Origin of the sequence: Nostoc sp. (genome assembly GCF_036919615.1) — a bacterium.
Lineage (GTDB): Bacteria > Cyanobacteriota > Cyanobacteriia > Cyanobacteriales > Nostocaceae > Nostoc.
On record NZ_JBALCN010000013.1, the window covers coordinates 43,075 to 59,211 of the forward strand.

At 41.9% G+C, this 16,137-nt stretch carries 15 protein-coding genes, 1 tRNA gene and 1 pseudogene; 7 read left to right on the plus strand and 10 right to left on the minus strand.

The features are described 5' to 3' along the window. Positions 1-1,239: 1,239 nt before the first annotated feature. Together V7K48_RS05795 and V7K48_RS05800 are read left to right on the plus strand one after the other, a co-directional pair. On the plus strand, positions 1,240-3,216 hold the full coding sequence (locus tag V7K48_RS05795; RefSeq protein ID WP_335070448.1) for an AMP-dependent synthetase/ligase: 1,977 nt from the start codon (positions 1,240-1,242) through the stop codon (positions 3,214-3,216). Between the two features lie 41 nt (positions 3,217-3,257). After that, a complete protein-coding gene (locus V7K48_RS05800) occupies positions 3,258-3,707 on the plus strand; it encodes a YlqD family protein (RefSeq protein WP_012412623.1) in 450 nt (149 codons plus the stop codon). 95 nt (positions 3,708-3,802) lie between these two features. On the opposite strand, the gene V7K48_RS05805 is transcribed toward V7K48_RS05800, so the two are convergent. Beyond that, the gene (locus V7K48_RS05805; RefSeq protein ID WP_335070450.1) at positions 3,803-4,327 is read right to left on the minus strand and encodes a hypothetical protein; all 525 of its coding nucleotides are present in this window, start codon (positions 4,325-4,327) and stop codon (positions 3,803-3,805) included. A 751-nt stretch (positions 4,328-5,078) separates the two neighbouring features. Between V7K48_RS05805 and V7K48_RS05810 the strand changes: the two genes are divergently transcribed. Both V7K48_RS05810 and V7K48_RS05815 read left to right on the plus strand, forming a co-directional pair. Next, complete coding sequence (locus tag V7K48_RS05810) at positions 5,079-6,377, plus strand: dihydrolipoamide acetyltransferase family protein (protein WP_335070452.1); 1,299 nt, start codon at positions 5,079-5,081, stop codon at positions 6,375-6,377. A gap of 162 nt (positions 6,378-6,539) precedes the next feature. After that, entirely contained in the window at positions 6,540-7,418 is an 879-nt protein-coding gene (locus V7K48_RS05815) for an Rpn family recombination-promoting nuclease/putative transposase (protein WP_335070454.1), read from the plus strand. 252 nt (positions 7,419-7,670) lie between these two features. Here V7K48_RS05815 and V7K48_RS05820 read toward each other — a convergent pair whose 3' ends face one another. The 3 genes from V7K48_RS05820 to V7K48_RS05830 all read right to left on the minus strand — a co-directional run bounded on the left by V7K48_RS05820 (position 7,671) and on the right by V7K48_RS05830 (position 9,825). Beyond that, on the minus strand, positions 7,671-8,222 hold the full coding sequence (locus V7K48_RS05820) for an ATP-grasp domain-containing protein (RefSeq protein ID WP_335070456.1): 552 nt from the start codon (positions 8,220-8,222) through the stop codon (positions 7,671-7,673). A gap of 177 nt (positions 8,223-8,399) precedes the next feature. Next, complete coding sequence (locus V7K48_RS05825; RefSeq protein ID WP_335070458.1) at positions 8,400-8,555, minus strand: hypothetical protein; 156 nt, start codon at positions 8,553-8,555, stop codon at positions 8,400-8,402. 88 nt (positions 8,556-8,643) lie between these two features. After that, positions 8,644-9,825 carry an RtcB family protein gene (locus V7K48_RS05830; protein WP_335070460.1) on the minus strand — a complete coding sequence of 394 codons (1,182 nt, stop codon included), beginning with the start codon at positions 9,823-9,825 and terminating at the stop codon, positions 8,644-8,646. Between the two features lie 318 nt (positions 9,826-10,143). Between V7K48_RS05830 and V7K48_RS05835 the strand changes: the two genes are divergently transcribed. The 3 genes from V7K48_RS05835 (at position 10,144) to V7K48_RS05845 (ending at position 11,894) form a co-directional block, all read left to right on the plus strand. Beyond that, the gene (locus V7K48_RS05835) at positions 10,144-11,031 is read left to right on the plus strand and encodes a class I SAM-dependent methyltransferase (protein ID WP_335070462.1); all 888 of its coding nucleotides are present in this window, start codon (positions 10,144-10,146) and stop codon (positions 11,029-11,031) included. After that, complete coding sequence (locus V7K48_RS05840) at positions 11,028-11,723, plus strand: HAD family hydrolase (RefSeq protein WP_335070464.1); 696 nt, start codon at positions 11,028-11,030, stop codon at positions 11,721-11,723. Before V7K48_RS05835 ends, V7K48_RS05840 begins: the two co-directional genes overlap by 4 nt. A 98-nt stretch (positions 11,724-11,821) precedes the next feature. Next, positions 11,822-11,894, plus strand: a tRNA-Ala gene (locus V7K48_RS05845). Between the two features lie 5 nt (positions 11,895-11,899). Here the strand turns inward: V7K48_RS05845 and V7K48_RS05850 are convergent. The 6 genes and pseudogenes from V7K48_RS05850 to V7K48_RS05875 form a co-directional block, all read right to left on the minus strand. Then, a pseudogene (locus V7K48_RS05850) lies at positions 11,900-12,142 on the minus strand (M48 metallopeptidase family protein). Positions 12,143-12,332: 190 nt separating this feature from the next. Continuing rightward, complete coding sequence (locus V7K48_RS05855) at positions 12,333-12,749, minus strand: hypothetical protein (RefSeq protein WP_335070466.1); 417 nt, start codon at positions 12,747-12,749, stop codon at positions 12,333-12,335. A gap of 31 nt (positions 12,750-12,780) precedes the next feature. Continuing rightward, positions 12,781-13,047, minus strand: coding sequence for a hypothetical protein (locus V7K48_RS05860; protein ID WP_335070468.1), 267 nt, complete (start codon positions 13,045-13,047; stop codon positions 12,781-12,783). Further along, positions 13,034-13,156 (minus strand): SDR family NAD(P)-dependent oxidoreductase, encoded by a 123-nt coding sequence (locus tag V7K48_RS05865; protein ID WP_335070470.1) that lies wholly within the window; start codon positions 13,154-13,156, stop codon positions 13,034-13,036. Before V7K48_RS05865 ends, V7K48_RS05860 begins: the two co-directional genes overlap by 14 nt. Positions 13,157-13,179: 23 nt before the next feature. After that, positions 13,180-14,583 (minus strand): aromatic ring-hydroxylating dioxygenase subunit alpha, encoded by a 1,404-nt coding sequence (locus tag V7K48_RS05870; protein ID WP_335070472.1) that lies wholly within the window; start codon positions 14,581-14,583, stop codon positions 13,180-13,182. Positions 14,584-15,132: 549 nt separating this feature from the next. Continuing rightward, positions 15,133-15,801: a hypothetical protein gene (locus V7K48_RS05875; protein WP_335070474.1), complete on the minus strand. Its 669-nt coding sequence runs from the start codon at positions 15,799-15,801 to the stop codon at positions 15,133-15,135. Between the last annotated feature and the right edge of the window lie 336 nt (positions 15,802-16,137).

Here is a 16,137-nt window from a genome sequence, read left to right on the forward strand (position 1 = left end):
AGCGTAGCCCGCACTTCTCTACAAGACGCTGCGTGTAGCTTGCTTCTCCGTAGGAGTACGACATGGTTCGACTGCGCTCACCAGCCGCTCAGTGACCACCGCAGGCATCGCCATGATTGTAACAATTTAGTTTTGTCACACCAGCGTAACGCACCCTTCTCCTATCGGAGACGCTACGCGTAGCTTGCTTCCCGAAGGGTACGGGTGACGCTCCTGCGTCGCTCTAAGCGAAGCCATGCCACAGGCTTTACGCTGCGATAACAGCAGTTGCCTGCTCCGGTAAACCCTACCAAGAGCGCTGCTGAACCGCAAATCTTTGATGGATGAAGTTTTTCCGACTTGTGTGTACACTGTAGCCTTTTAACCCTCTTCTGTCACTCTCCGAAAACATTTGCCATTTTTGAATTCTAGAGCTTTTGTATAGCAAGCGATCGCGCGATTCTTTTCTAATAACAAATACAAGACCCATTTTTTTCTAATAGTATAGCTTGTATTGATTGCCTCATAAGGCTTCTAGCAATCGTCCTCCCGGAAAGTGACAAAAGAGGGTTAGAAGTGAGGTCACAGTGTATTGCATATAAACGAGCGATGCCTACGGTGGGCTACGCCTACGCTATACTTAGGAGATTTTATGAAATTAGAATGAATGTGTCTTAAAAAGTTAATTGAAAGCTAATTTTAAGTGCCGAGCAATTTTTACTTGCAAATAGTCGATCAATTAGGAGAACACTTTGAACAAAAATCAGGACTGAATTTGCAGAATTGGCTGCCTGTTAGTGCGTAAGCTGTACAATAAGGAAAACTAGTAAGTTCGACTCTGACTATTTGTAATTTGGAACAATTCGGCAACGCTTCAGTAAGTTTGGTTTTATCAGCCAGAAGGATAGCTAAAACCTTAGGTAACGCCATGCAAGCAGCAATATTGAGCAGCGTTAGCAGTATAGTGTCTATCAAATTCATAGGTAATCATCCCCTGTGAGAAATAGCTGTAGGCTTAGCCCATCGTAGACATCGCTGTTCTTAAACGCAAGCAGAATATATGTATAGCATTGATGTTTAGTCAATCTATTGCTTGCAGTCTATGTAAATTAAGCTTAACATAAATTTTTGTAAATATAAACGTGGAATTCCTGGAATTATTATACACAGAAGGAAATGTGGATAATAAGGACGGTTATTGTAGCGGAATAACAAAATAAACTGGAAAACGATCAGTTTATGATATTTAGGTAAGGTGTTATGTCAAAAACCCAAACTGCGTCTTCTTTTTTATCTAACATCAGTGAGCGCGAACGCGAGGCATTAAAGCGGTTGATAGATTACACAAATGTGGAAACGTTGCCAGAAATTTGGCCTTTGGCAGTTCAACGATTTGGTGATGTTGTTGCCCTCCGCAACCCTCATGCTAAACCAGAAGTAGCAATTACTTATACCCAGCTAGCAGAGCAAATACAACTATTTGCTGCTGGGTTGCAGACCTTGGGAGTAAAAGTTGGCGATCGCATTTCCTTAATTGCTGACAACAGTCCTCGCTGGTTTATTGCCGATCAAGGCATAATGACTGCTGGGGGAGTTGATACGGTGCGTAGCTCCCAAGCGGAAAAAGAAGAACTGCTGTTTATTATTGCTAATAGTGGTAGTACAGCAATAGTAGTTGAGGATTTAAAAACATTTAAAAAACTACAAGACCGCCTCAAAGATTTACCAATTCAGGTAGTCATCTTACTTTCGGATGAAGCACCACCAACGGACGAAACCCTAAAGGTGCTGAACTTTGTCCAGTTGATCGAAATTGGGAAAAATCATAATTTTGTGCCAGTTAAACAAAATCGTGACGCATTGGCAACCCTAATTTATACCTCTGGGACCACGGGTAAACCCAAGGGTGTAATGCTGTCTTATAACAACTTGATGCACCAAGTAACAACATTGGGGACAGTATTGCAACCAAACGCGGGTGATATCGTTCTCAGTATCCTACCTTCGTGGCACAGCTACGAACGAACAGTTGAATATTACGTATTATCTCAAGGTTGCACGCAAGTTTATACCAATTTGCGCTCTGTGAAGGGGGATTTGAGACAATTTAAACCCAAATACATGGTGGGTGTACCCCGCCTATGGGAATCAATTTATGAAGGAGTTCAAAAGCAATTCCGCGAACAACCAGCGAATAAGCAACGCCTAATTAACTTTTTATTGGGCATTAGCGATAAATATATCAAAGCGCGGCGAGTTGCTCAGGGATTGAGTTTAAATAATCTTCATGCTTCATCTGTCGAACGATTAGCAGCTAGGATACAAGCATCAGCTTTATTACCCCTCCATGCCTTGGGAGAACGACTGGTTTATGCCAAGGTGCGAGAAGCCACAGGAGGACAAGTTAAGCAGATGATTAGCGGCGGTGGTGCGCTTCCCAGACACATAGATAACTTCTTTGAAATTATTGGTGTGCAGATTTTGCAAGGCTATGGCTTGACAGAAACTTCTCCCGTTACCCATGTGCGGCGTCCTTGGCGAAATTTGATTGGTGCATCAGGGCTACCACTTCCAGCTACAGAAGCTAAAATCGTAGATCCTGAGACAAAAGTACCTCTACCAGTAGAGAAGCGAGGCTTGCTATTGTTGAGGGGGCCGCAGATTATGCAAGGCTATTACCAAAATCCCGAAGCGACAGCGAAAGCAATTGATGCTGAAGGTTGGTTTGATAGCGGCGATTTGGGTTGGTTGACACCAGAAGACGACTTGGTGCTGACTGGCAGGGCAAAGGATACGATTGTATTGACTAACGGGGAAAACATCGAGCCACAGCCAATTGAAGATGCGTGTTTGCGATCGCCATACATCGATCAAATTATGCTCGTTGGCCAAGATCAGCGCAGCCTGGGAGCCTTAATTGTCCCCAATGTCGAAGCTTTAGAAAAATGGGCAGCAAGCCAGAATCTGATCCTGGATACGCAGAATGATCAGGTGACTTCCTCAGATAGTCAAAAAATTGACTTGGAGAGTAGAATGATCCAGGATTTATTTCGGCAAGAATTGAATCGGGAAGTGCAAAATCGTCCAGGCTTTCGACCGGATGACCGCATCGGAACGTTCAAACTCATTCTGGAACAGTTTTCCATTGAAAATGGCTTGATGACACAAACACTGAAAGTTCGACGACACGTCGTTACGGAACGCTATCGCGATATTATTGACGGCATGTTTGCCTGATGATTCCACCTGATAACTGTAAGAGTGAACGTGAAATATTTATGGATGTCTCCAAATCTAATTTGCTCCTGAAACGCGTCGTTAACGTCAAAGTCATTGTGACTCCCCTCTGGAAAGAGGAAGTACAACAGCAGTTACAAACGCAAATCAATCAACTTGACCAACAACTGCAACAGCTAGATGTTGAAGGACAAAGAGCGATCGCGGCAATTCAAAAGCAGAGTCTGCAACCACCTGGCCCTCAGACCCTCCAACAAATTGACAATATCCAACTCCAAGTCAATCAAAAGAAAAGTGAATTTCTAGAGCAGAAAAATCAGTTGCTGCAAAATCTGCAGCAAGTACAGTTTCTCCAACAAGATCAGGAAGTTAACCAATTCCAAATGGAAGGCTTTTTCCGGGTAGAAATCGGTGATAACCTAATTAGTAAAATGCAGGTCGAAATCGTTCTGCGCGATGGCGTTGTAGAAGAAATTCGCGGCGACATTTAGAAAGTTATGAGTTATTCAATTTTAGATTTTAGATTTTAGATTTTTCCTTTAATCCAAAATCCAAAATTCAAAATCTAAAATTGGCAGACTTTTAATTACCGACAAATGTGATTTAACTTAGTGTGCGAGTGGCTCCCAGCCCAACATTCCACCTGGGAGCCAGCCCAAACAATTTGCCATACTGGAGGTGAGCTAATAAAAAGCGATCGCCCAAAGGTGGTCATCTCAACTCGATATTTAACTGTACCAACTAAATTATCACCTCGTTTGATTTGCGTAATCGTCACAAAGGCCTGATTTCGTTGCGGATAATCTACCTCTACCTTTCGCGTTTCTCCCACTGATGCTATATCGTCAAAGGCATTCAAGGCGAGGGTAGCAGGATCACTACCTTGGAGAGATGAGTTGAGCTTTTCTAGAGGTATAGTTTTATAATCGGAACGCTCTGGGTATACCACAACCTCCTGAGACTGATGTATTGCTGCCACCTGCTGGGTTTGTCCATCACTAGTCTCAACAATCAGTGTAGATGGCTGGCGCTGGATAAAATAAATTCCAGCGCCAGCAGTGGCAAAGATACCTAGTATCATGATCAAAAAGAATTTCAACTTTGCCGACATAAAAGTAAACAGGAATTTCAAATAGGTTTATTACCAATTTTGAATTCTAGATTGAACTGCATTTTATATCCTCTACCTGTGAGAAGCTCCTGTATCTTAAGAAGTGGTTATGAGGAATATAAATAGCATTCCCATTTAATCTGTGAGAAACTCGTGGTGGTTTTTGCAAGTCAACGACTAAAACGAGGTATTGGCAAACGGAACTTAGACATTTTTTCGTGATAACAAGCCTCAAACCCATGCAGGGTAAGGGAAATACACTAAGCGCTAAATAATGGCCCAAACTTCAAATATATCAATAAACTAAGCAAAATGATGTCAAAATCTCTCTGTATAAGGATTTGAGGCTTCTTTCTGGGTGTTTTTTGTTTAAGTCTTACTAACCATTGAGGATAGCTCTGTATTATAGACCTCTAAGTTATATTTAGGTTCCTAAAGTCAAGGGTGATTCAATTTTAGATTTTGAATTTTGGATTTTGGATTTTGGACTTCGGCTCCTTTCGGCAACTCTTAGAGACGCTGCGGAACGCTCAAGGCAAGTCGCTTAGTCGAACGATTTTGGATTTTGGATTGCAGAATAAATCTAAAATTGGCAGAGTTAGGAACTCTCCCTCTGCTCCCTCATCTCCTCCAATGCCCCATGCCCAACCTAAAATATAAAATCATCCAGTCCAAAATTCTTTTCTCAAGATACAATTCGATCTGACAAAAGCTGTTAAAGTCCATAAACCATTGATTCCCAAACCACCCTATGAGCATTCACGAAGTATTTATGCCGGCGCTGAGTTCTACCATGACAGAAGGCAAAATCGTTTCCTGGGTGAAATCGCCAGGTGACAAAGTGGAAAAAGGCGAAACAGTGGTGGTTGTAGAGTCAGATAAGGCAGATATGGATGTAGAAACCTTTTATGAGGGATTTCTAGCCCATATCATAGTTGAAGCTGGTGAAACTGCCCCGGTAGGATCTGCGATCGCCTTTATTGCCGAAACGGAAGCTGAAATTGAACAGGCGAAATCTCTTGCCAATTCTGGCGGCGTGGCTGCTACTACTACCTCTTCCCCTGAACCAATCCCTGCCACCGCCACAGCCGCAACACCTGCCTTAGCGTCTCAAAACGGATCTAACCACAAAGAAGGAAGGCTTGTAGCTTCACCCCGTGCCCGCAAGTTAGCCAAAGAACTCAAAGTTGATTTAACTACTCTCCAAGGCACTGGCCCCCACGGCCGCATTGTCGCCGAAGATGTGGAAGCATTGTCCAATAAGGGCAAACAACCCGCCCCAGCCCCAGCTGCCTCACCAGCACCTGTACCAACCAGCACTCCAGTTGCACCCCCAGCCCCAGCTGCCTCACCAGCACCAGTGGTAGCGGCTGTTCCTGGTCAAATCGTGCCTCTAACTACCTTCCAAAATGCCGTAGTGCGGAATATGGTAGCCACCATATCCGTGCCCGTCTTCCGTGTCGGTTATACAATTACCACCGATGGATTAGACAAACTTTATAAACAAATTAAATCCAAAGGTGTGACAATGACGGCGTTACTGGCGAAAGCTGTAGCGGTGACATTGCAAAAACACCCACTGTTAAATGCTAGCTACTCAGAACAGGGCATTGTTTATCATTCTGATATCAACATTTCCGTAGCAGTAGCGATGGATGATGGCGGATTGATTACACCCGTGCTGCAAAATGCCGACGCAGTGGATATATATTCTCTATCGCGTACTTGGAAGTCTTTGGTAGAACGTGCGAGGGCAAAACAACTACAGCCCCAAGAATACAACAGTGGTACTTTTACCCTGTCAAATTTGGGGATGTTTGGCGTAGACAAATTTGATGCGATTTTACCACCTGGACAAGGTTCAATTTTAGCGATCGGGGCATCCCGTCCGCAAGTGGTAGCAACAGCCGACGGTTTATTTGGCGTGCGCCAACAAATGCAAGTCAATATTACTTCTGACCATCGGATTATTTATGGTGCCCATGCTGCGGCATTCTTGCAAGATTTAGCGAAATTGATTGAGACGAATCCTCAATCTTTGACAATGTAATTTTGAAAAGACACCAAATTTAAATGTTAGCGCTATGAGCGAGCAGCAGTTTGTCGTAGAGTAGCGCTAACAAAAAACAATACTTATACTTAAATTTTTGATGGACAAACTATGTAGCGATATCACGTCTCTACATGAGTTTACATCCAAACTCATATCACAGTGACATACGACAACACCCTGAAATATCTGGTTGAGCAGTATCCAGAAGATTTTATCCGCTACTTACTTGCATCTGGGGCAACGGATATTCAAATTCTCAAAACAGAATTAAATCAAGAACCAATTCGTGCCGACTCAGTAACCTTTTTGCAAACTGCCAATCAAATACTGCATTTAGAGTTTCAAACCTTACCAGCATCGACTCCACCCTTGCCACTGCGGATGTTGGACTATTGGGTGCGGCTATATCGACAATACAATTGCGATATCGAGCAAGTAGTAATTTTTCTTAAACCCACAACTTCAGAAGCTGTATTTGTAGATCAATTTACTGCTTGCAATACTACCCACCATTACCGCGTCATCGGAATTTGGGAACAAGATCCACAACCGTTGCTAGCATCTCCTGGTTTATTACCTCTGGCAACTTTGGCGCGAACAGATTCTCCTCAAAGCTTACTTCAACAGGTAGCAGTTCAGGTGAGTATGATTGAAGAAGCAGCCATCAAGCAAAGTATCTCGGTATGTACCCAACTTCTAGCAGGGTTGGTATTCGAGCCAGAACTCATTCGTCAGTTTTTGAGGAGAGAAGATATGAGAGAATCTGCCATTTATCAAGAAATTCTCCAAGAAGGACTTCAAGAAGGGAGAGAACAAGGTATTGAACAAGGTATTGAACAAGGTATTGAACAAGGGAGACAATCAGAACTGAGGCTAGTGATACGTCTATTAAATCGTCGGCTCGGTTTAATTAATTCTCAATTACAATCTCGATTGCAAGAGTTGTCCCTAGCTCAGTTAGAAAACTTGGGTGAAGTATTACTAGATTTCGCCAGTGAAGCTGATTTGATGAATTGGCTAAATACAATAGAAAGTTAGAGTTTATTCTAAACCTTTCGACCAGTTACAAAAAAGTCAGATTTTCATACCAAGCACCTTGCTCTGTTGTCTCTGCTTCAATTTTTTGACGATACTCTGCTTTTAATTTTGGCAATCGGCACAAAATTTTCGTTTGCCACATGAATGGCTGAGAGCTGTTCAGATTTCATGTTGCCTACCTACTGGTGAGCTACTACAAAAAAGATAGTAAGCTAATACGTGATGAAATTATATAGTTTCGCATTAAAACCATCAGTAACGTATATCTTTTAACTTATTCCACAATTCAAGTGCAGGAATGTGACTCAGACTAGCAAATTGGGCATCGGCTGTTTCTATCACAATCCATTCTCCACTTTCTAATTGCCCGATATCAATTGCTATGTAAGGAACTCCAAGGCGTTCAGAAGCTAGGATTGCCAACTTTAATACTTGCGTCTCTTCCTGTTTTGATAACTTGCTCAAGTCATCTTGCCCATCCCAATAATATCCATATTTTAGAATCTGCTGATTATAAATAAAGCATCTAAATTCTCTTCCCATTGGAAAGCCATTTGGGGCTAGGCGTTTATGCAAAAATTTTACTAATTTCTTAATAATAACTCTACCTCGTGAACTATATTTAAGTTTTAATAACAATTCTGTCAGTCTAACTAATTCCTCGTGATTATTCGCTACACAAGACTCCCATCCTTGCATTTTTCTAGATTGAACTGCGCCTTTAACAAACACAGGAAATCCTAATAATTCACCAGCCTCAATACATTCGTTTGTTGAGGTAAGTACTAAGCTGTCAGGTGTCAATCCTTTTAAGTGAGGGTAAAATAGATCAAACTCTTGTGCTGTCTGTTGTTCTAAAGGACTATTGAGTAGTTTTATCCCCTTAGCCAAGGCTGCATGATATATGGCTTTGTAACGCTCAAATTCAGGAATATATCCTATCCAGATACCAGCAGTTGTTTTAGGATAGTTAGGAATGTGCTACAGAGCATTTTCTGCTGTACCACACCGTTCAAAATCTCGCGGGATATGGTAGACTTTGCACCCTAATAATTGGGCAGCCTCAGTCATGAATTTATTTTCGCTAGCGCTGGCAGATACCTCTATTTGTTCAGTCAATTCACTTAAAACAATCATTTATTCCTCCGCGTACCTTTGCACTTACCTCTGCGTACCTCTGCATTTAAAAAAATAAAAAAGGTGGGCATTACCCACCCTACTAAATTTAGCCCTTAACACAAAGAACTTGCTTAAGTGTTGCTACAACTTCAACCAAATCTGCTTGATTTTCCATCACTTGTTCTATCGGCTTATAAGCACCAGGAATTTCATCTAACACACCCTCATCTTTCCGGCATTCCACGCCATTTGTTTGCTCTATCAAATCATCAAGTGTGTAAACATTTTTTGCCTTATTTCTTGACATCAAACGCCCTGCACCGTGGGAACAAGAACAGAAACTGTGGGCATTACCTTTACCCTTAACGATGAAAGACTTTGCCCCCATCGAACCAGGAATAATCCCATAATCTTCAGTCTGGGCGCGGACTGCACCCTTACGAGTAACATATACATCCTCGTCAAAATGCACTTCTTTTTCAGCGTAATTGTGATGACAATTAACCTGCAATAAAGGTTTAGTTGCCTTCCCACCTGCTAAATGCTTCTCAACTATGTGCTTAAAACGCGCCATCATTACATCGCGGTTGACACGCGCATAGTCTTGTGACCATTGCAAATCGTGCCAGTATGCTTGGAATTCTAGCGTACCAGCGACAAAGTGAGCCAAATCAGGGTCAGGCAATTTATTACCTGCCATTTTTGCTAATTCTCTGGCTGTATGAATATGACACTGGGCTAGTTTATTGCCGATGTTGCGCGAACCAGAATGCAGCATTAGCCAAACTTGATTCTCTGTATCGAGGCACACTTCAATAAAGTGGTTTCCTCCACCGAGGGAACCCATCTGTTTCATTGCTTTACTTTGTAGGTCTTGCACGCCGCGATGCAAGTCTTTAAAATCATCCCAGTGTTGCCAGTTGATAACAGATTTTTCAACGTCTTTGTTTTCGTTGAATCCAGTAGGAATTGCTGCTTCAATATCCAGACGGATTTTCTTCAGTTTACCTTCCAGTTGCTCGGCTGTAAACGATGTTTTTATCGCACTCATCCCACAACCAATATCTACACCGACAGCAGCTGGGATAATTGCCTCTTTGGTTGCAATTACAGAACCCACTAAGGCACCTTTTCCTAAGTGAACATCTGGCATTAATGCCACGTGCTTAAATACAAATGGTAGCGACGCCACATTTTTTGCCATCTTAGTTTCTTCTGGTCCCAAAGAGTGATTTGCCCAAGATAAAACGGGTGCTGGTGTGGTAATTTCTAACTTTTCGTAGGGCATAATCTCTTCTATTTTGGATTTTAAATTTTAGATTTTGGATTAGGTATAGGGCACTGGTAATTATCGCTATGCTTTATAACCCATTACCTAGTTAGTTGTAACAATTTAAATGTTGTATTGTCTTTCATTTGGCTCGCTCAATTTTTGTGAAGCTGAATAACTACTTTTAGGAGTAATATAATTGTAGTGCTGGTGTAGTGCGTTCAGTTACAAACGTCAACCCAATACCACAGATAGAAAGCCAATGTTTCCCAGATGTATTAAAATTTGTAAAGAAAATAATTCCGCTTAAATAGCTCTTTAAAGTTCTGACACAATATGGCAGTACGTCAAGATACAATCTGGGAACGTTTTTTATCCCCTGTAGTGCGTCTTTTGATTGATGAAGACGGGTTACGGCGTTACGCTGATAGTATTGACTGGGAGAAAGAGTGCGATCGCTTTCGACGAGATGATGTCATAGTTCCCGCGTACTACAGCAGTCAAAACTTTCACGGTATTACAGGCGGATATGTCAATTACGGTGCAGCAGTTAGTTACGATCCGATTACCCAATATGTTCTGCCACCCAATGAAAGTATTGTCCGTCAGGCTTTAGTTGATGCCGTCAAGGTAAAACCACGACGCATACTTGACTTAGGTTGCGGCACGGGTTCCACTACTTTAATGTTAAAGCAGGCTTTCCCCCAAGCAGAAGTTATAGGTTTAGATTTATCACCCTATATGCTGGTAAGGGCAGAAGATAAAGCTAAAAATGCTGGTTTAGATATCGTCTGGCGACACGGGAATGCTGAAAAAACTGGTTTAAGTGACGCTGACTTTGACTTAGTGACAGCTTCTTTGCTATTCCACGAAACACCAGATGCGGTGTCTCTAGCAATTCTGCGGGAAAGCTTCCGCTTGCTGGTAACTGGAGGGCAAGTATTAATTCTAGATGGTAATCAGAAGACTCTGCGTCAGTTAGAATGGCTTAATGATGTTTTTGAGGAGCCATATATTCGTGAATATGCTGCTGGTAGCATGGAGGCGAATATGGGTGCAGCCGGATTTGAAGCTGTGCGATCGCAGGATGTCTGGTGGATAAATCAAGTAACTAGCGGCATTAAACCAATAGCAACCGCAAATGTCCGCCAGTATACTGCCACATCAATAGATAATAATGATTTGGAGGGACTTGGATCTCCAGCGTTTGGCATAATGGCATGAGTTTAAAGGCAGTTCTCTTTGATTTTAATGGTGTGATCATTAACGATGAGCCAATCCACCTGCAACTGATAGATGAGATTCTGATTGAAGAAAATCTCCAACCCCAACGGGTTGATGAGCGTCAAGCTTCTCTTGGACGCAGCGATCGCGCTTGTTTTCAGCAATTACTCGCTAATCGTGGTAGAGTAGATAACGAAAACTATTTGACTCAGTTGCTGTACCGCAAAGCTCAAGCGTATGTGGTGGAACTAGAGAAAATAGAGAGACTGCCTTTATATCCAGGTGTAGAAGACTTAATATTTCAAGTGCGATCGCGGAATCTGAAACTAGGTTTAGTTAGTGGCGCTGTTCGCAAAGAAATAGAATTGGTACTCCATCGAGCTAAACTAAGCAAATATTTTAAAATTATCGTCACAGGTGATGACATCACCACCAGTAAACCAGAACCCGATGGTTATCTACTGGCAGTGAAACGTCTAAATCAAGAATATCCCGAATTGAATCTTCAACCACAAGAGTGTCTGGCAATTGAAGATACTCCAGCAGGTATAGCAGCAGCGAAGCGATCGCAAATGCAAGTTGTAGGTGTAGCGAATACTTACCCATTCCATATGCTCCAGCGCTGCTGTAACTGGACTGTTGATTATCTCAGTGATTTGGAACTCGAACGTGTGCAGAAGGTTTATTCCTAAAAACAGCTTCAGCCATCGGTAACTGAATGTTAGAATACTCTCTGGTGATAGTGTATTGAGTTAATAAGTGATATTACTCTTGACTTGGCACCGATTAAGGGGAATTAGCTCAGTTGGTAGAGCGCTGCGATCGCACCGCAGAGGCCATCGGTTCAAATCCGTTATTCTCCATTTGTTTATAAACTAAAAATTGCGCCATTTTTCGCCAACCACTCTTTTCTATCCACGTAGTCAGGTAAGATTCGCTCTACCCTGTCCCAAAAGTCTCTATTGTGGTTGGGTTAAATTAAATGAACCATTTCATGAACGACTACATATTCAATCATGGAACTAGGAAGCAAAGCAACACGCCAGTGGAAATAAATATCACCTTTTGGATTACATGAACCCCAATGATTACCGAGTTCGCGCACTTGCATCGAAGTGGGTTCACCCTCCCCTTGTAAAGGGGAGGGAACGAGAATCTCTTGTTTCCCGCCAATACATCGGGGGGATTAAGGGGGGTAATTCGACTTGTGTGGACGCCGTAGCTTAAAAAGGAGGGAACGTTTAAAGCTCACTTTTTAAGGACGGTGGGGGATCTGAGTGCGTAAGTTCTATCAAGGTGCGTTAGCCTACGGCATAACACATTGTTATTTCGGAGAACTCATTTGTTACTTCGGAGAACTCATTTGTTACTTCGGAGAACGCATTTGTTACTTTTGCGAACGCATTTGTTATTTCGGCGAACCCATTTGTTATTTCGGCGATCGCATTTGTTACTTTGGCGAACGCATTTGTTATTTCGGCGATCGCATTTGTTATTTCGGCGATCGCATTTGTTATTTTGGCGATCGCATTTGTTATTTCGGCGATCGCATTTGTTACTTTGGCGAACCCATTTGTTATTTCGGCGATCGCATTTGTTACTTTGGCGAACGCATTTGTTATTTCGGCGATCGCATTTGTGTCTACACCGTAGGTTTGCGGAGAAGGGAAACAAAGCGTAGCTTTGGCGGGGTGGGGTGCAATGATTGTAGGAATCATAACTAATTATCTGGACAGCGTTTTTCCACGTTTAGCCCTTCCGCCGTTGCAACAAAGTCATTGGGTCAAAACCGTAACTAGTAAACAATTCTAGCTTTGCATCCACTTCAGACTTGGGTACACCACTCAAAAGATGCGATCGCACATCTTGAGGTTCTGGCGGTGGGGTATTATCAGCATAACGGCGAATATTGCAGTTGTATTCGTAGTCAGCCAATTGTTGTTGAGTAACCACCGCCGCATAACCAGGAATCCCAGGATAATCGGCATTGGTTGTAAAATCTTCAATCGATAGCATCTGATGAACGGGCGCAACCAATAACAGTATGCCCCTGTTGAATAAAACCTTCAGTCATTGCATAACCTAGACCTTTGCTTATGCCTGTAATTAAGATTAGCTTAGTCATATTTTTTTGCTATTATTTAGATTTCAGTTTTTTTCCGGTCGGTTTCGTGGAGGTACGGTTCGTCCATCATAAAACTGAATAACTAACTTACTAAGTCCGATCCATGCTAGTCCAAAGATTAAGGGAACTACAGTTTCAATCACAACAACTACAACTGATGTTGTCTGAAAAAATAAAAAAAGCATTGGAGTCCAAGCCAAAGTAAGTACTGTTGCAACTCCACTCCCAAATCTCAATCGCTCAATAATCGAAAGCGCCGAGCTACAACTGGCACATTTTTCTGTATGAGAATGATACCTCTCCAACAGCACGGACTTTGGCAATGGGGAAGAAAAAGTCTCTTTGCCAAATGGTTCAGCGTTATATTGGTTTACCCACTGACGCAACTCAAATACAAAACTATCTGCTTTGGTTGGAAGGTAAAAGGCTTTAGTAAAGTTAGGGCTACCTCCTTTAGCTTCAAGATACCTTTCCTGATAGTGGAGAAAAATTTGATCGTCTTCTAAAACACCGTTTTGTCCAATGTGGTAATACCAGCGTGGTCTGAGCTTAATAAACCAACCTGGAAGTTTATCAGGAAACTTGAAAGGAAAACGTGCAAATACACGACATTCTCCTTTACGTATGGGTGTAGCATAAACAACGGTTAGAATTCTGCCGCGCTGGGAGTTGATGTCATGCCACATTAAACTTGGAGCGACGAAGGTTGTAGATAACTCTCCTGATTGCCCTGATTTCAAACCTTGTTTCCAAATCCCTTTGAATCCATGTTTACCAGATTCAATGACTTCAAGTTCCAAAGGTGCTGCATTTGCCCTATTTCCTACCGTTTTATGATGTGTAAAGGATATGTGGCTAGGATCAAGTATATTTTCTAAGAGTGTTAATGCATCATAAGGCACATCCCTAAATGTATTAATTAAAACCCATCCTTCGGGAGATTCTTCTAATGGTTCAATTATTGGGACTTCGGTTTTGGCGGCATTTTCATATTCACCAAGATATACAAATAGCAGTCCTTGCTTTTCAATAGTTGGTAATGATGCCACACAAGCGCGTTTTGATGTCTCTGCTGTTCCACCTTTGACTTGCTGAGGAATCCTTTGACAATTTCCATCGCCAGAAAAAGCCCAACCGTGATAGGGACATTCCAACAGCCCTTCATCACTAATCCTGCCTTCGGACAACGGTGCTAAACGATGAGGACACTGGTCTTCAAAGCTTCTCCAAGATTGGGCAAGTTTATCCCACCAAATTACAATATCTCTTCCCAACACTGTAAAAGGGGTTGGTTTTGATTTGTCTAAGTCCTCCAGATAATGGATGGGATACCATGCTTCTTTACAATCAAAACTATTTGGCTCGCTGCCGCCTCCAGGCTGTTTTGAGTGAAAACTATCTCTGACATTAACTTCTTTCTCAAGCATTTTTGATGTTTATTAATTTTTATTGCCTACTCTCAGATTTATTTTAGCTAGTATGAACATTGGCTGTATAGCGATCGCAGTTCCATTCTTGATTTGATGAATAGCCACTGAGATGGCAGATAATATGCTATTAGTGAACACTGACAAGATTCTCAATCCTTCCCTACGCCGATAACTCTTACTCCATTATCAAGCTTGAATGATAGCTAAAAAAACTGCCTTCAAATACTTGGAACTTGACCACACCGGGGTAATGTTAAACTATATTTTAAACACCCTACCAGAATTTCAATTATCGCATTGGCAGTTTAACTAAATACTTCAAATTTAATCCCTCGGATGCTAACATCACGCTGCATGAGTTACAGCAAATGAAAGCGAAAGTACTTTCTTCGCCCGAAATAAATATTTAACAAGATTCAATAGAGGGCGAATCCAAAACTTGCACAAAAGATGGACACTTTGGCTTTCACTACCATTATCTGCCGATATCAATATGGAATTAGACATCATAACTATAGTTAATGCGATCGCCAAAGGTTCACTCTGCTATCTATTAGACTTTTTGTGAAGAGTGGGGTCAACTAACCTATATGATTGGTCAGGTTCAGTTGTTGGAGGAAACGGATGCCCACTAATTGATGTTATCTCTAACCCTGTGCCGTCTCCATCAGAATTTATTAGTTCGTACTGTCCGCTTTGGGGAGTGCGTTCGCCTGGCCTATGCAAAGAAGATTGAGGTTCCAATGTCTGCTCATCTGACTGGCTTACCTGTGTAGTACCAGCACTGTAAACTAGAGTAAATTGGCGATGAATATCGAAACCTGGAAGATAGCCACCGTGGAACGGTATTTCTGACAGTTGACTGAGCGCCCCTTTAATTTCTGAGATTGGTTTAAGTAGTTTTTCGCTGTCCTGGCTCCATCTAATAATTTGTGCATCTAGCAATTCTTGAAACTCAAGAGCGTGTAACATCGCCTCATCTGAGCGAGTTTGGCTATCTACAACAATCGATAGCTTCAGAGTGAACAAAAGTATCGTTTGTATTTCTGAAGAATGGTCATTAGAGGTAACTTGCGTACAATACTCGTCTACATGAAAACCAAACTGGGCTTTAAAATGGGAAAAGCTCTGTGTTTGAAGTTGTTGACTAAGATATGATAGCAATCCAGTATCGGCATCTAATAGGATTTGGCGAATGATTGGTATTTGGATCATAAATACTCCACAAGTTTTAAATTAAATGTTTTCTTTCCTAACAATTTGACAAGATTCAGCACTTTGAGACATCCATCAAACTGACGAGAGTTAGCTCAATCGCTCTACCGATTTACTTCAAACATCTTTCATGCTGCTTTCACACGCCAGATAATTGCTAAATTCCTTACCAGGTAGATTTTGACTATACCTTATTGAAACAGCTCTGCCCTGGATAAGTGCCTACAATAATCCTATTTAAACTAATACCAATTCAATGTGAAGCTGCATAGAATAGAGCTTCCAGGATAAAGTTATAAGAAGAGACAGAAATTACCTGCTCAAATGTAAGTTGGT

Excerpts from the sequence above, each read along its gene's own strand:
- V7K48_RS05795 (WP_335070448.1), top strand. The coding sequence starts at position 1,240 with ATGTCAAAAACCCAAACTGCGTCTTCTTTTTTATCTAACATCAGTGAG.
- V7K48_RS05800 (WP_012412623.1), top strand. The coding sequence starts at position 3,258 with ATGGATGTCTCCAAATCTAATTTGCTCCTGAAACGCGTCGTTAACGTC.
- V7K48_RS05805 (WP_335070450.1), bottom strand. The coding sequence starts at position 4,327 with ATGTCGGCAAAGTTGAAATTCTTTTTGATCATGATACTAGGTATCTTT.
- V7K48_RS05810 (WP_335070452.1), top strand. The coding sequence starts at position 5,079 with ATGAGCATTCACGAAGTATTTATGCCGGCGCTGAGTTCTACCATGACA.
- V7K48_RS05825 (WP_335070458.1), bottom strand. The coding sequence starts at position 8,555 with ATGATTGTTTTAAGTGAATTGACTGAACAAATAGAGGTATCTGCCAGC.
- V7K48_RS05830 (WP_335070460.1), bottom strand. The coding sequence starts at position 9,825 with ATGCCCTACGAAAAGTTAGAAATTACCACACCAGCACCCGTTTTATCT.
- V7K48_RS05835 (WP_335070462.1), top strand. The coding sequence starts at position 10,144 with ATGGCAGTACGTCAAGATACAATCTGGGAACGTTTTTTATCCCCTGTA.
- V7K48_RS05840 (WP_335070464.1), top strand. The coding sequence starts at position 11,028 with ATGAGTTTAAAGGCAGTTCTCTTTGATTTTAATGGTGTGATCATTAAC.
- V7K48_RS05855 (WP_335070466.1), bottom strand. The coding sequence starts at position 12,749 with ATGATTCCTACAATCATTGCACCCCACCCCGCCAAAGCTACGCTTTGT.
- V7K48_RS05860 (WP_335070468.1), bottom strand. The coding sequence starts at position 13,047 with ATGCTATCGATTGAAGATTTTACAACCAATGCCGATTATCCTGGGATT.
- V7K48_RS05865 (WP_335070470.1), bottom strand. The coding sequence starts at position 13,156 with ATGACTAAGCTAATCTTAATTACAGGCATAAGCAAAGGTCTAGGTTAT.
- V7K48_RS05870 (WP_335070472.1), bottom strand. The coding sequence starts at position 14,583 with ATGCTTGAGAAAGAAGTTAATGTCAGAGATAGTTTTCACTCAAAACAG.
- V7K48_RS05875 (WP_335070474.1), bottom strand. The coding sequence starts at position 15,801 with ATGATCCAAATACCAATCATTCGCCAAATCCTATTAGATGCCGATACT.